Annotated in this window: 11 protein-coding genes; 9 read left to right on the top strand and 2 right to left on the bottom strand. The window is 46.9% G+C overall.

Annotated features, from left to right (window positions below; all coding sequences use genetic code 11):
• Positions 1 to 741 precede the first annotated feature (741 nt).
• From CLV98_RS00300 to CLV98_RS00280, 5 genes are all read left to right on the top strand, one after another.
• A complete protein-coding gene (locus CLV98_RS00300) occupies positions 742 to 2,697 on the top strand; it encodes an acetoacetate--CoA ligase (RefSeq protein ID WP_109671835.1) in 1,956 nt (651 codons plus the stop codon).
• Positions 2,698 to 2,801: 104 nt separating this feature from the next.
• Positions 2,802 to 4,496 (top strand): S41 family peptidase, encoded by a 1,695-nt coding sequence (locus tag CLV98_RS00295; protein WP_109671833.1) that lies wholly within the window; start codon positions 2,802 to 2,804, stop codon positions 4,494 to 4,496.
• A 26-nt stretch (positions 4,497 to 4,522) separates the two neighbouring features.
• Positions 4,523 to 5,275, top strand: a complete 753-nt coding sequence (locus CLV98_RS00290) for an SDR family NAD(P)-dependent oxidoreductase (protein ID WP_109671831.1) — start codon at positions 4,523 to 4,525, stop codon at positions 5,273 to 5,275.
• A gap of 79 nt (positions 5,276 to 5,354) precedes the next feature.
• The gene (locus CLV98_RS00285; RefSeq protein ID WP_109671829.1) at positions 5,355 to 6,014 is read left to right on the top strand and encodes a FadR/GntR family transcriptional regulator; all 660 of its coding nucleotides are present in this window, start codon (positions 5,355 to 5,357) and stop codon (positions 6,012 to 6,014) included.
• A gap of 24 nt (positions 6,015 to 6,038) precedes the next feature.
• Positions 6,039 to 7,256, top strand: coding sequence for an MFS transporter (locus tag CLV98_RS00280; RefSeq protein WP_109671827.1), 1,218 nt, complete (start codon positions 6,039 to 6,041; stop codon positions 7,254 to 7,256).
• A 76-nt stretch (positions 7,257 to 7,332) separates the two neighbouring features.
• Here the strand turns inward: CLV98_RS00280 and CLV98_RS00275 are convergent, their stop codons facing one another.
• Both CLV98_RS00275 and CLV98_RS00270 read right to left on the bottom strand, forming a co-directional pair.
• A complete protein-coding gene (locus CLV98_RS00275; protein WP_211319956.1) occupies positions 7,333 to 9,894 on the bottom strand; it encodes a zinc-dependent metalloprotease in 2,562 nt (853 codons plus the stop codon).
• A 95-nt stretch (positions 9,895 to 9,989) separates the two neighbouring features.
• On the bottom strand, positions 9,990 to 10,943 hold the full coding sequence (locus tag CLV98_RS00270) for a Ppx/GppA phosphatase family protein (RefSeq protein WP_109671826.1): 954 nt from the start codon (positions 10,941 to 10,943) through the stop codon (positions 9,990 to 9,992).
• Between the two features lie 159 nt (positions 10,944 to 11,102).
• Between CLV98_RS00270 and rpsU the strand changes: the two genes are divergently transcribed.
• From rpsU to CLV98_RS00250, 4 genes are all read left to right on the top strand, one after another.
• Positions 11,103 to 11,297 carry a 30S ribosomal protein S21 gene (gene rpsU, locus CLV98_RS00265; RefSeq protein ID WP_109671824.1) on the top strand — a complete coding sequence of 65 codons (195 nt, stop codon included), beginning with the start codon at positions 11,103 to 11,105 and terminating at the stop codon, positions 11,295 to 11,297.
• 109 nt (positions 11,298 to 11,406) lie between these two features.
• Entirely contained in the window at positions 11,407 to 12,279 is an 873-nt protein-coding gene (locus CLV98_RS00260; RefSeq protein ID WP_109671822.1) for a tyrosine-type recombinase/integrase, read from the top strand.
• A 66-nt stretch (positions 12,280 to 12,345) separates the two neighbouring features.
• Positions 12,346 to 14,931 (top strand): phosphoenolpyruvate carboxylase, encoded by a 2,586-nt coding sequence (locus CLV98_RS00255; protein WP_109671820.1) that lies wholly within the window; start codon positions 12,346 to 12,348, stop codon positions 14,929 to 14,931.
• Positions 14,932 to 15,118: 187 nt separating this feature from the next.
• Positions 15,119 to 15,568 carry a MarR family winged helix-turn-helix transcriptional regulator gene (locus tag CLV98_RS00250; RefSeq protein WP_109671818.1) on the top strand — a complete coding sequence of 150 codons (450 nt, stop codon included), beginning with the start codon at positions 15,119 to 15,121 and terminating at the stop codon, positions 15,566 to 15,568.
• Positions 15,569 to 15,869 lie beyond the last annotated feature (301 nt).

Genomic DNA, 15,869 nt, shown 5'->3' with positions numbered 1-15,869 from the left:
TTTTTTCCTCTTAACAAATTTTGTGCGAAATTGTGCCCCAACCTATTAATAATTTGCCAGGCAAACACTTTTACGAACGTATCTGATGATCAGAGTACTACGTTATATTTTTATTTAAGACTGCAAAGATATAACAATTTTCAGTGATATTAATCCGAACCAATTGATCCTAAATAATTTATCGGTTCATTTATAGTTTTCAACCAGGAAAGCCAATTTGCATAACAGCCAAATTACCTACCATTGATACCAGTATTGGGTTTGACTTTGACACCCTCAAGTGGGAAACAACCTAATGTTTCCTTACTTTCAAGAATGGGATACAAAGTTGTGTCGGATCCAAAAGTCACTAGCAGTTCCTCCTGATTAAATGTCCCATTAATACTCCTATTAAAGCTCCTAGACCTAAAATCGGGCAGGAAACAGATGGTCTCTTTTACTTAACCCTACTCTTATAAAGTTGACCTGGAGAATGAATGGTTCCGGATTCTGCTAATTTAATGCCGGTTATTCTTTGAAGTATAGCTTCAAATTCTCCTGGGCTTAGGATATTTTGCAGGTCATCGTGGGAGACTGAGAATTATTATTCAGAAGACCTTTATACCGTTCTGAAAATGTCTATTTCAAATTATTCTGAAGCAATCTATCCGAAATATTATATTGGTTCGTTTATAGTTTTCATTTAATTAAGTGCATTCGTTACCCACGATGCGGCACACCTACAAACCTAAGCAGTGAAAGATGACTACAAATCATGATACCACTCCTCAACCCCTCTGGAAGCCAGGCCCAAAACTTACGGAGCATTCCATTCTAAAAAACTATATGAATTGGCTCTTTGTAAAGAAAGGGCTCTATTTTAGGACCTACCAGGATCTGTGGGACTGGTCGACGACCGATTTGGAAGATTTTTGGGAGAGTATCTGGCAATATTTTCATATCAAGTCGCACGATATATACCTAGAGGTTCTTTCAAAACCTAAAACCGGCTTCATTGGTACCAAATGGTTTACAAGATCCCGCATCAATTATGCCGAGCATATATTCAGAAACAAAGGCACGGCCCACCCCGCCCTGCTGTTTCAGTCCGAAACCCAACCATTAACGGCCATTTCTTGGGAACGCTTAGAGGAACAAGTGGCCGCCGTGTCAGCCTGGCTGAAGCAAATAGGGATTCGACCCGGCGACAGGGTAGCTGCCGTAACGCCCAATAACCCCGAGGCCATTATCGCATTTTTGGCCACCAATGCCATAGGAGGGGTATGGTCGTCCTGCTCTCCAGACTTTGGCGCAGCGGGCATTGCCGATCGTTTCAAACAAATAGAACCAAAAGTTTTGTTTCTCTGCGACGGCTACCATTATAATGGCAAGGCCTACCCGAGTACTTCCTTGCACCATTCCTTGCCCAACTCCCTGCCCTCCGTCAAGGACTTTGTCCACATAGGAACGGGCGACTTCGATGCCCAGCCCAAGGGTACCACCTCCTGGGAAGATATCCTACATTTCCCTCATCATGGACTCGAATTTGAACCGGTACCCTTCGACCATCCCATCTGGATCTTATACTCCTCAGGGACCACCGGCAAGCCCAAAGCCATTACCCATAGTGTAGGAGGCTGTTTATTAGAACATCTTAAGGCACTAGCGCTGCACCAGAATGTAAAACGCGGAGATCGGTATTTCTGGTATTCGACCACCGGCTGGATGATGTGGAACTATGCCCTGGGGTCCATGCTTTGCGGCAGCACCTTGGTTCTCTACGATGGCGCTCCGATGTACCCCTCTTCACAGGTTCTCTGGAGCCTGGCGGAAAGAGCAAAAATAAACCATTTCGGAAGCGGTGCAGCCTATTTCATCGCTTGTATGAAAGCGGGAGTTAGCATAGCCAGCGATCAGTTAAGAGCCTTAGAAACCATCGGATCGACCGGTTCGCCCCTCACTCCCGAGGCCTTCGAGTGGATCTATAAATTCGTAAAAAAAGACGTGTGGCTGATCTCCCTAAGCGGGGGTACCGACGTTTGTAGTGCCTTCGTCGGTGGCTGCCCCCTCTTACCCGTTTATGCAGGGGAAATACAATGCCGCATGTTGGGAAGCAAAATAGAAGCCTTCGATGAGCAAGGCCAGGCGCATATCGATACCCTTGGAGAGATGGTCGTGACTCAGCCCATGCCTTCTATGCCCCTCTACTTTTGGAACGACCGCGACAATATCCGGTATAGTCAAAGTTATTTCGAGAAGTACCCAGACATTTGGTGCCATGGCGACTGGATTAAAATCGGCGATAAGGGCAGCGTCATCATCTATGGACGCTCCGATACCACCCTCAACCGCGGGGGCGTTCGTATTGGCACAGCCGAGATATATAGCGCTGTAGAAGGCCTCCCCGAGATAAAAGACAGCCTAGTCGTGTACTTGGAAAAGTCGGACGGAATTGGCACTATTTCCTTGTTTGTGGTGTTAAAACAAGGATACCTGCTGACCGACCTCTTAAAAAAGACTATAAAGGAGGAACTTCGTACCCAATACAGTCCTAGACATGTACCCGATACGATAGAGCAAGTGCAGGATATTCCCTATACAATCAGTGGTAAAAAAATGGAGACCCCTGTAAAAAAAATATTGATGGGCGAGGACCCCAGTCAATCTATGAACTTTGCCAGCATTCGCAACCCCGATTCGTTAAAAGGTTTTTTATAGGCCCGCTAGGGTTATCTTGGATCGTTCCTACTATTTGGACCAGTAAATCTTGTAAATCTTGGTCCTTTTGACTTAATTCACAATATACAAAGACATAAATCAACATGAGTAAGGAGGAAAACAAACCCGCCATCAACAATTCGCCTTATGTAGTAAGGATGCCCATCATCATAGGCATCACCTTGGCAGCAGGCATTTTGCTGGGCAGCACCTTTTTTAGCGGCAACAAAAATATGAAAGAGGTGGCGCGGGGTTATTCCAAGTTCAGAGAAGTACTCATGCTGGTAGAGAACAACTATGTCGACTCCGTCAGTACCGAAGAGCTCGTCGACTACTCGATCACCAAAATGCTGGAGAAGCTAGATCCCCATACGGCTTATTTCAATGTAGAAGAGGCCGCTGCCGCTCGTTCGCAGCTCGACTCGGGCTTCGATGGTATCGGCGTCGAATTTAATATTTATAACGATACGGTGTACGTAGTGACCCCGCTCAGTGGTGGACCCTCCGAAACCATAGGCATACTCAGTGGGGATAGAATCCTGAAGGTAGATCAAGAAAAGCTCTCCGGCCCGGGTGTTACCAACGCCGACGTCTTCAAAATGCTTCGGGGCAAAAGGGGGACCAAGGTCAACTTATTAATCGAAAGGGTGGGTCTAAAGGAAAACTTGACCTTCACCGTAACCCGTGACCGCATCCCGACTTACTCCGTGGATGCCGCCTATATGGTGGATCAGGAAATAGGGTATATTAAAGTCACACGGTTCTCCGAAACAACCTACGACGAATTCAAATCGGCATTGATGAGCCTAAAGGCCGAAGGGCTTAAAAAATTGATCCTCGACCTCAGAGGGAACCCAGGAGGCTACATGGAAAGAGCCACCAGCATGGCCGACGAATTTATAGATGGCAACAAACTCCTGGTGTATACCAAGGGAAAGGACTCCCGTTTCGACAAGAAAACGGAGGCCCATATCGACGGAATCTTCGAAAAAGGCCCCGTCATAGTACTGATGGACGAAGGTAGCGCCTCCGCTTCCGAAATCTTGGCAGGAGCCTTACAGGACCATGACCGCGCCTTGGTGATAGGCCGCAGGTCCTATGGAAAAGGGCTCGTACAGATGCCCGTCAAATTATCGGATGGCTCCGAACTTCGGCTTACCATTTCTAGATATTATACCCCTAGTGGCCGGAGTATACAGAAACCCTACGAAATGGGCAAAGGCGAAGACTACAGCCAGGACTTGTCGCACCGCTACGAAAGCGGGGAGCTCTTCAATGCCGATAGTATCAAGCTCGACAAATCCAAGGTTTATAAAACCGATGGCGGCCGGTACGTCTACGGGGGTGGGGGAATCATGCCCGACGTATTTGTCCCTCGCGACACCTTGACCAACAGCAAATACCTATTTGAGCTCTATGCCAAAAATATTATTCGGGAATATGCCTTGAAGTATGCCAATACCCAACAAAAGAAATTAGTTAAAAGCTCCTTTGAGCAGTACTTGGCCCAATTCAAAGTAACCGACGCCATGATGAAAGAACTGATAAAAGACGCTACCTTGGCGGGTATCGAATACAAGCAAGCGGAATTTACTCGCTCTCGGCCGCTCATCGAAGCCCAAACTAAGGCTATCATTGGCCGGTACGTTTGGGGTCGTAATCACAAAGGAGGCCTCAACAACGAAGTATATCGGGTACTCAACCCCACCGATAATGTATATCGGGAAGCTATTCATCATTTCAGCCAAGCTTCAGACCTGGAAGCAGGAAACTTTAGTAGCCTCAAAACCCAAGACTAATACGCTAAGAAGTCGAAAACCCCATTATGTCACATATCGCATTGATTACAGGTGCCACCTCAGGTATAGGTAAGGCTACCGCTACGCTTCTTGCCCATTCGGGCATACACCTGATTATCTGTGGCCGGCGCCAGGAAATACTCGACGAAATGGTCGCCCAGCTGTCCAAACAAGTAAGAGTAATAGGCCTTTGCTTCGATATTAGAGATAAATATGCCGTAGAGGAGGCCATAGCCTCCCTGTCAGCCGAATGGCGGCATATCGATATATTGATCAATAATGCAGGAAATGCCCATGGCCTGGGTACCATCGCCGACGGCGACACCGACGATTGGGACCTGATGCTCGATGCCAACGTAAAAGGCCTCTTGTATGTATCCCGCCTCATCATCCCACTTATGCGCGCCCGAGGCCAGGGGCATATCGTCAACCTAAGCTCCATCGCGGGCAAACAGACCTACGCCAATGGCGTGGTGTACTGCGCCTCCAAAGCGGCCGTGGAGACCATAAGCGAAGGGATGCGACTCGAACTTACTCCCCATGGCATAAAGGTCACCAATATTGCCCCTGGAGCCGTCGATACCGACTTTTCTCTGGTACGGTTTAAAGGAGATGAGCAGAGGGCCCGACAAGTATACGAAGGCTTCGATGCCCTTAAAGCTGAGGACATCGCAGAGGCCATTCGCTATGCCGTACTGGCTCCTAAGCACGTTACTATTGCCGATATGACGATCCTCGCAGCGGCACAATCCGCAGCCACCACCATTCACCGTAAATAATTTTTTGACCTAGCGTGTCACCATCTAGTATTTCTTTTGCTACCTTTGAAACATCAGATGATATGATGAATCAAAATTTATGATTACGAAGCAAAGCTTAGCAGATGCAGTGGCCCAGCAACTCACCGACCGCATAGGCCAGGGAGAGTTTGCGGTTGGAGAGAAACTCCCTACTGAGCCGGCGCTCATGGAACTCTTTGGGGTGGGACGATCGACGGTACGGGAGGCGATCCGCAAGCTTACCCATTCGGGGATGGTCAGGGTACAGCAAGGCCTTGGGACCTTTGTCCTTAAAGCAGCCGCCAACGAATCGTTAACGGAGCGCCTGCTGCGGTCACAGGGAAAAGAACTCAACGAGGTGCGCGAGCTACTCGAGCTTAAAATTGCGGAAAAGGCGGCGAGGAATCGGACTCAGGAGGACATCGCCGAAATGAAAATGCACTTGGAAGAACGCCAGAAAACCGCCTTGGCTCACCAGGCAGCGCAGTGTATACAGGCCGACATCGACTTTCACCTTTGCATTGCCAAAGCGGCTAAAAGTGACATTCTGCTGGACCTCTACAAAACGGTGGCGGGGCATTTGCAACAATATTTTCAAAAATTACTGGTAGACACCGAAAAGTTTATCGCCAGTCAGGCATTACATGAAGATCTGCTCCAGAGCATTATCGATCAAGACCCTAAGCAGGCCTGGCAGGCAGCCGCAAAAATAACAGGCCAACAAGCCATACTCGATTAACCTATCAACAAATTCAGTCTTTTTATGACCAGCTCAACACCCCGACTAACGGCTTCGGAAGCAGTACCCCCACAAGCCACCGTCTTCCCTATCTTATTGGCCCTTAGTTTTTCGCATTTACTCAACGACACCATGCAGTCGCTGATCCCGTCGATCTACCCCATGGTGAAGGAGTCCTTTCAGCTTAATTTTTCGCAGATTGGCCTTATTACGCTGACCTTTCAGGCCAGTGCTTCTATCTTACAGCCCATTGTTGGCCAGTTTACCGACAAACGTCCACAGCCTTACGCCCTAGCCATTGGCATGTGCTTTACGCTACTGGGGCTCGTCTTACTGTCGATGGCCACCAGTTTTCATATGATTTTGCTCTCGGTTGCTTTTGTAGGCATCGGGTCGGCCATATTTCACCCCGAAGCCTCACGTATTGCGCGCTTAGCCTCGGGGGGACGTCATGGGATGGCACAATCCTTGTTTCAGGTAGGTGGCAATGCGGGTAGTTCTTTGGGGCCGCTACTGGCTGCCCTGATATTATTGCCTTATGGACGCTTCCAAGTCATCTGGTTTTCACTGGTCGCCCTATTGGCCATTATCATCCTGACGAAAGTAGGGGCCTGGTACAAGAAAAGTATGCCTTCCAAGCGTAAGCACCCCGTTTCTACGTCCCTACAGGCCACTAACCTAAGTAAGGCACAGGTGGTATGGGCCATCAGTATCCTATTGGTGCTTATTTTCTCGAAATACATATACATGTCCAGTCTTTCGAGCTATTATACCTTTTACCTGATTCATAAATTTGGCCTAAGCATCCAAAGCTCTCAGATTTACCTGTTTGCCTTCCTATTTTCGGTAGCGGCTGGCACATTCTTTGGAGGGCCCTTAGGCGATAGGATAGGACGTAAATATGTGATCTGGATTTCTATATTGGGGGCGGCCCCCTTCGCTTTGGCCCTGCCCTATGTGGACCTGGTATGGACGGGAATATTGAGTTGTATCATCGGCCTAATCCTGTCCTCCGCCTTTTCGGCCATTCTCGTTTACGCACAAGAACTTATCCCCGGGAAAGTCGGAATGATCGCCGGATTATTTTTTGGCTTCGCCTTCGGGATTGCGGGTATAGCTTCGGCCGTATTGGGTAACCTAGCCGACAAAACCAGCATTGAACATGTTTTCTGGCTATGTTCCTTCTTACCCCTCATAGGCCTGATCACCGGTTTTCTTCCTAATTTGGAACATGAAAAATAATCCTTTTGGATAGTTTAGATACGAAAAGAGGCCGGAAAATTCCGGCCTCTTTTCGTTCGTACACCTGTTAACCCTACTATCTTGGATCCAAGGCTAGTTTGATTCTTTGGTTAAGGTCCTGCAAATGATATTTGCTCAGCTTATCGGCGGCCTTGGGCAAGGCCGACAGGATCCCAGCCCTCAGCTTTTCAAGATGTGCCCTAGAGATTGAGGGCAGGTCCGTCTCACTTAAGTCCACGGTATGGCTGTTGAAACCATAGGTCACCCCGACGGGTATCGACCTTACGGTAGCTTTACCGGGCTTCAGCATTTCTATCAACTTATTGGCATACACCTTCTGCAGATTGCGGCGGTAAACATCTATCGTACCACCCGACTTCAGCTCCGACCAGATCCCTTGCTCCAGATCGGCAAAAAGATCATCGAGCATATAAGCCTTGGTATCCTGTCCGGTTTCGACTAGGCGCACCACCCTATCCCCGGCAAACAGGGACGACAGGGCATAATCCTGTAGGGACTTAACGGCCTCAACTCCGGCTTCGGGCTTAATTTTAGTGAGCACCTCCGGTTCCAAAAGCCAGGTCGGTGTTTTGAATAATTGACTATTCAGAAATTCTACGGCTTCCTTTTGGCGCTCTTTGGGGACCGCTGTAAACGTTGCAGAAGGCATATCATAAGTCTTCGGGTCGTCATAAATCCCCCCCACATTCTTGATCACATGGCCCAAGTAGCGTCGATACTGGGTTACCACATTTCCATATAACTCGTCCAATTCCTTATACGACTGTCCATCCTCTCGGCTCCATTCAACGAGGTTAGGGACAATCCGCTGTAGATTTTTGATTCCATACGCCGACGATTTCATGGCATTATCGCCAAGATCTTCGGTTTGATACCGGGGGTCATAGGGGCTGATCTCCGTTCCGAAGCGTAAACGGGGATTTTTATAGGCTTCAATGGTCATCTTATTCAGCAGGGAGGCTACTGCTTTCGGATCCTGCTCGGTAAAATAGCTATAGCCCCATTTGATGGCCCATTTGTCATAATCGCCGATCCGTGGAAACAAGTTAGTAATACCATCTTCGGGCTGAGCGACGTAATTGAAGCGTGCATAATCCATAATAGAAGCCGTATGACCATTTTTCTCGACCCATTCTTTGTTGCGGAGCATTTCTACTGGTGTGGCTGAGCTCGCTCCCATATTATGGCGCAGGCCAAGGGTATGACCTACCTCGTGAGAAGACACAAAACGAACCAACTCGCCCATCAACTCGTCGTCAAAATCGGTTTTGCGAGCCCGGGGATCTACCGCTGACGCCTGGATCAGATACCAATTGCGAAGCAAACGCATCACATTATGGTACCAGCCGATATGGCTTTCGAGGATTTCGCCTGTGCGAGGATCATGTACATTGGGGCCATACGCATTTTGGATATCCGCAGCAAAATAGCGTATCACCGAATAACGAGCGTCTTCTAAACTCATGGTACTATCGCCTTCGGGCCAGTATTCCCCACGAATTGCATTTTTCCAACCCGCATTTTCGAAAGCGACTTGCCAGTCGTCTACACCCATCTTCAGATATTTCCGCCATTTTACAGGCGTAGCAGGGTCGATATAATATACTATAGGTTTTTTGGGTTCAATAAGTTGGCCTTTGCGTTGCAATGCGGCGTCTTGTTCGTTCTTTGGCTCTAGCCTCCACCGAACGGCAAATACATCTTTATCGGCCTTTTGTGACTCTTCTCCAAAAACGGCATATTGATTGGCAAAATACCCTACCCGACTATCGAATAATCGCTTGGCCATAGGTTGTGATGGCAGCAAAATAAAGGATGTGTTTAGTTCCAAAGTCACTACCCCAGCATCGCGGCCTGCTGGCAGATACTGTCCCTGCTGGCTACTAGAAGGACTCGACAAAGAGGGTGGCACGACTGCAAAGGTTTTCACGGCCCTTATCTCGGTATTGATAGGGTAGGAACGAATCTTTTCAATAAATGAGGCTTCTTTTTTTAGGGCCCCCAATTTATGCCTTTGCTTGGCGAGCGGGTCGATGGAAAAAGTCTGGTTATCGGCGCCAAAAAATTCGGTCACGTCAATAATCGCCGATTTCTTCAGAGAGTCTTTCCCATAGGCCTTTATTTCGAAACTGCCTATAATAGGATCTGCATTCGAATTCCGTACTGCCTGAAAAATGGGCTTCGTACTGTCGGCACTGCTCATCACCAAGGTTACCGAACGCAGCAAAATCTGGTCATTCAGCCCTTTTTCCCAGCGCAACATTTGTCGATTCACCTCTTCCCCACCAAAAATACCCCCACCAGCGGGCGTTTTGGAATAGCGAGTAACGGACATAAAGTCCCGGTTGAGGAGGCTGTCAGGAATCTCAAAATACCATTTTTCAGCTACCTGATGCACTGTCATCAGGCCCTTTTGAGTCCAAGCCGTAGAGTCGATTACCTCTTTAAAGGGTTTAGGCCCTTTCTTCTTATCGTCCTTGGGCTTTTCTTTCGGGGTGGCTACTTTGGTTGCGGCTACTTCTGCCTGCTTTTTTTTCTTCTTCTTTTGGGCAAACGACGGCTGTAGCAAACCGCCCATCAAGGCCACCAACAGAAACAATCTTACTTGACTTTTCATATATTTATTTAAGGGGTTAATTATAACAGGGGGGGGAACTTTCCTAGTATTTTCGGACACCTTCCTTGTAGCGAGTCCAGGCCGTTAGGAGGGCTTTAAATCCATTTGAATGATTCATTTTCTAACATTTTGGCCAAAACTCCCTCTTTTAAGGCATAGCGAGACACCTGTATCTCGGAGATTCCATAGGTTTTCAACAAATAGTCGATGAGGCAGCAGGCCACCACGATCATGTCGGCACGCAGGGCTATCATGCCAGGAATGGCCATGCGCTCCTGATGGTTGCCCACCATCACCTTCGAAAAGGTATCATAAAAACTTTCCAGACTCAGGGGGAAGTCGGTAGTATCGCTACCAGGAATCCCCATTCTTTTGGCCTGAAAGTCAATGTCGATCAGCGTATCGAAGGTCCCCGACGACCCCACGAGCTTTTGAGGCGCATACTGGTGCATGGCATTGGCCAATGGCACCAAGGCCTCTTCCAGGTAATTATATAGGCGTTTTTGATCGGCATGAGCGATAGGATCCTTCTTCATAAATCGGTCCATCAGCCGTTGCCCCCCAATCTCTATGCTTTTTTTCCACCAAATCTGCCGGTCATTTCCGATGATAAACTCGACACTACCTCCACCAATATCGACGATCAAGGCTGGCTCCGAGCCTAGCTCTGCCCCATTGCGCACCCCATAATAAATATACTCAGCTTCTTGGTCTCCATCTATAATGGTGATGTCGATGTGAACGGACTGGAGAACAGCCGACTTAAAGACGGCCTGATTGTCGGCATTGCGAATGGCACTCGTGCCGTAAGCAAAGGTATGCTCGGCTGCTATTTCGTAAGCATCGAGTTGTTGCCTAAAATATTGGAGCACCTCCAGGGCTCGATCTATCGCCTCTGGGGTGATGACGTTCTGGTTAATCCCCCCCAAGCCAATCTTGGCCGGGCGGCTTTCATGGAATAGCGTGCGTACCTGCCCCTGGTGTTTCTCAACAATCAGTAAATGAAAGGTATTGGTACCTAAATCGATAATGCCCCAACGGGTATTCATATAAAATTGTATATAAAATGATCCTTACTCCTCATTGGAGCACAATATGCAAAAATATCCTTATTTTTAACAACTTAATATTTGACATTCTGCTAGATATATATTTTCTTTGCAGTCCAATTTGAGAATCCAATTCATAGAACATTATATTTTATAAGCATGCTTATTATAAACATCAAAGACAACGAATCGATTGACCGTGCGCTTAAGCGTTACAAGAAGAAGTTTGAAAGAACTGGTACTATGCGTCAATTGCGTTCACGTACCGCATTCCAGAAACCATCTATCAAACGTCGTTTCGAAGTTTTGCGTGCTGTTTACAAAGAAAAAACATACGGACACCTCGATAACTAGTTTTTGGTTTTTTGATGTTCTGTAGGCTGTTAAGGGATAGCTATATCCTTTTTAACATACAAAAAAGAGCTGTCTTGAAAAAGAGGGCTCTTTTTTGTATGTTAGTCCTATGATAAAAAAATTCATTGATTTTTTAACCTTTGAAAAAAGGTCGAGTGCTCATACCATCAAAGCTTATCAAACCGACCTGGAGCAACTACGGGTCTATCTGGCAGCTCATTACGAGACCGACCAACCCGAGGAAGCCCAATCGGGCATGCTTCGCTCCTGGATCGTCGCCCTGATGGAGCAGGGGATCAACCCTACCTCCATCAACAGGAAAATAGCCTCCATAAGATCTTTTTATGCCTTTCTACGAAAAAAAAAGGTCATCCTCAAAGACCCTTCCAGCATACTCGTTACCCTCAAAACTCGGAAAAAACTACCCGAATTCATCGAAGAAAAAGGTATAGCACAATTATTTGAGGAAATAGAAAACCCCGAAGACTTTGCCGGTATCAGGGATCAGGCGGTCTTGGAGCTATTATATGGCACTGGTATCCGCCTTTCGGAATTACTTAGCATCCGCACGAGCGACATCAACTTGTACAGTCATACCCTGCGGGTACTTGGCAAGCGGGGCAAGGAGCGGATCGTACCCCTCACTGGCCCATTATCGGAGCTTCTACCTAAGTATCTGTCGATGAGAGCGCCCAGCGAGCCCACCGACCAGCTCATCATTACGGACAGTGGCAAACCCGCCTATCCTATGTATGTGCAGCGGCTTGTCAAGAAGCATTTAAGACTGGTGACCACATTAGGGCAAAAAAGCCCCCACACCCTCCGCCATAGCTATGCTACACACCTACTCAACAGAGGCGCCGACCTGAACGCCATTAAGGAACTTTTGGGCCATACGAACCTGGCCGCCACACAGATTTACACCCATAATACCATCGAAAAACTAAAAAAATCGCATCAAGATGCTCACCCAAAGTCCTGAAACCAAAAATTTTCAGGTATATTTGTTTTCGTTGCTTATCACCAAATAAAATTTTGTCACTCCACCATGAATAATAGTTTCCAGGACGCAGTAGTTACGAAATATAATATTTTCAACAGTCTTTTTTTGAGTCTACCCTACCGGGGTATATTTCAGACAGGCTCCTTGTTGCCCATCCTCACCCAGCAGAGTGAGGTAGGATTTCAAGAAGGAAAGTCCCCCAAACAAATAATTGAACATTTTTTTGAGGAACTTTTGGACACAGCAACGCCCAAAGAAAAAACGGATTTGCTGTTCGCTTTCATTCAATACATAGAGCGTCAGGTGGTACTTTTCGATTCTGTCGAGGATGCCGCATTCGATCAAACCCACGACCTCACCGGTAAGGGGTCGGTGGTATATCTTACCGAACGCGTAGATAGCGAGCTATTGAAAGAGAAATTGCTCGCCAAATTACAAGATTATAGCGTACGGATCGTTCTGACGGCCCACCCCACTCAGTTCTATTCGGGCAAGGTGTTGGGAATCATGAATGATCTCGAATACGCTATTAAGAAAAATGATTTTACGGAGGTCAATTTACTCTTGTTGCAACTCGGAAAGACGGCCTTTATTAACCACGAAAAGCCTACACCCTTCGATGAAGCGGTGAGCCTATGCTGGTTCCTAGAGAATGTTTATTACGACGCCATACCTACCATTATCAGCAAGCTCATCAAAGGACTAGGCATGAGCATTCACGACTGGCCCTATAACAATCTTTACCGCTTGGGCTTCTGGCCTGGAGGCGACAGAGACGGCAACCCGTTCGTAAATGCTGAAACCACCCTTAAAGTAGCGGCACGCCTAAGAGAAACGCTTCTGAGAGCCTATTACCGCGACATCCGTAATTTAAAACGGAGGTTGACGTTCAAGGGGGTCGATGAGGCCATTGCCTTGGCAGAGCGGAAAATGAATTCTACCATTTTTGGACCTTTCGATGAGGGATATTCCAATGCGCAAGAGCTAATCGATGAGCTCCTAGCCGCCAGGGAGGTACTCACCTCCAAGCATCAAGGGTTATTTGTGGAGTTGCTCGACAACTTTATCCTTAAGCTTCATACTTTTGGTTTCTTCTTCGCCAGCCTCGACGTCCGTCAGGACAGTCGCAAACATGGCAAGGCTTGGGAAGATATCCTGAAACGCTTGGAGAAAAAAATCCCTCTTCTAAAATATGAGGACTATAAGAGCTGGGAAGAGGATAAGCAAATCGATCTGCTCCTGACACTCGACATTCCGCTTCGCGACGAGGACTATGACGACCCCACCACCAAGGATATACTAGGATCTATTCGTTCTATAAAGTCGATCCAAGCCAGCAATGGAGAAAAAGGGGCACATCGCTACATTATCAGTAACAACACCTCCGCCCTGAACGTAATCCAGGTAGTGGCGTTGGCCAAAAACCTGATCGGCAATGACCAAAAAGAGGTAGCATTGGATGTAGTGCCACTTTTCGAAACCGTCGACGACCTGGCCAATGCCGAGGATATCATGCGTAAGCTCTACGAAAATGATTATTATCGGGCCCATTTATCACGCCGAGAAAACCATCAAACCATTATGGTTGGCTTCTCCGACGGTACAAAAGATGGGGGATATCTAAGGGCTAACTGGTCGATATATACCGCCAAAGAGGCACTGACAAGAATATCCAGGGAGTATGGCATCAAGGTCACCTTCTTTGACGGCCGTGGAGGACCTCCGGCTCGTGGAGGTGGCAATAGCCATAATTTCTATTCGTCGTTGGGGCAGGATATCGAGGACAAAGAGATTCAGCTCACCGTACAAGGCCAAACCATCAGCTCGAACTATGGTACCATTACCACGGCCATGTACAACCTTGAACGCTTGTTTACGGCCGGTCTTGAAAATGGAATCTTTAAGGCCAATCGTACCGAAGACGACCTAAACGCTGCCGACAAGGAACTTATTGAGGAAATGGCCGCCGCCGCTTATGACTCTTATTTGGGACTGAAAAACCACCCCAAATTCGTGAAGTACCTCGACAAAAAGACCCCATTAAGGTTTTATGGACTCTCCAATATAGGGAGTCGGCCTACCAAAAGAGGCAGTGGTGACGAAGGGTTGAAGTTTGAGGACCTAAGGGCTATCCCATTTGTAGGCTCATGGGCCCAAATGAAGCAAAACGTACCCGGTTTCTACGGCTTTGGCTCCGCCATTGCCCAACTTGAAAATGAAGGTAAAATTGAAGAAATAAAGTTACTCTATAAAAAGTCGCTCTTCTTTAGAACCCTCATAGAAAACTCCATGCAGTCGCTATCCAAGGCCTTCTTTGAGGCGACCAAGTACCTGCGCGACGACGAGGAGTATCAGGAGTTTTGGGATATCATGTATGCCGAATTCCAATTGACACTTAAAATGCTGTTGACCGTCTCGGGACAATCGGAACTACTCGATAGCAATAACATTACTAAGCTGTCGATCAAAACCCGCGAGCGGATCGTGCTTCCTTTGATTACCATTCAACAGTACGCCTTGCAAATGTTGGCAGAGGATCCAAAAAATCTGCCAGTAGACATCGAGGTCTATAACCAGCTTATCGTTCGGGCTATGTTTGGCATTATTAATGCCGCTCGAAACTCGGCCTAGCTTAAGATTGAATAAAAAAACCTTCCAATTTTTAAATTTGGAAGGTTTTTTTATATCCATTTTAATGCTCATTTCCGACATATTCTATACCGAAAAAATATTTTTGTCCCATAATAATTAGTAGACGAATAATTATTCTGCTTTATATATTAGATTAGTAGTTTCTAATCGAATCCATTGCAAGCATATGACACATCACTCCGACCAGAGAGCCTATTTTTTTAAAATAGACATCACGATTAAGAAAATAAGAAATGCCCTACAGAAACGTCTTTTAGATGCAGGGTTCGATCTAACGGTTGACCAGTGGGTATTAATCGACCATATCTACAGACAAAAAGGGATATGCCAGAACGAACTTGCAGAACTCACTTTTAAGGATCCACCCACGGTGACACGAATCGTGGATTTGCTCCAAAAAAAAGGCCTCGTAGAAAGGGGGCCTGTGGAAGGCGATCGGCGAAAGTTTCGACTATCGCTCACCAAATCGGGCAAAGGTATCTACCAGAAGGCCTTTCCTATCGTAGCCGAGATCCGCAGAAAGGGATGGGGAGACCTGAGTGAGGCCGACTACCAGCATTTTGTTCGCATTATGGACTCGATATATCAAAATTTCACCGATCCGAAGGCTGTATGACACAAACATCAAATTGCTGATTTTTAAATAGTTGCACTTCCATTTATTCGGGTTAACATTCCTTAACAATTATAGAAGGGGCTATTATGAACATAATAAGCAATCATTGTAATAGATTTACATTACAAAAGCAGCAGCTGCTAGTTTCAAATCTTTGAAAAAGGCATTTAGTTGTTGATCTATTAGCCATGACCCCTTATCCAAATTGCTTAGCCGGTATCCATCAGCACCGGTTAGGCAATGGAAAGGCCCTTCAGTACTACCAGGGCCTCCCATCACAACAGCCCCTCCAAAGGACTAT

It is taken from the genome of Dyadobacter jejuensis (assembly GCF_003149085.1).
Lineage (GTDB): Bacteria > Bacteroidota > Bacteroidia > Cytophagales > Spirosomataceae > Dyadobacter > Dyadobacter jejuensis.
Note: the sequence above shows the minus strand (reverse complement) of the source record. Positions and strands in the feature narration are given on the sequence as shown.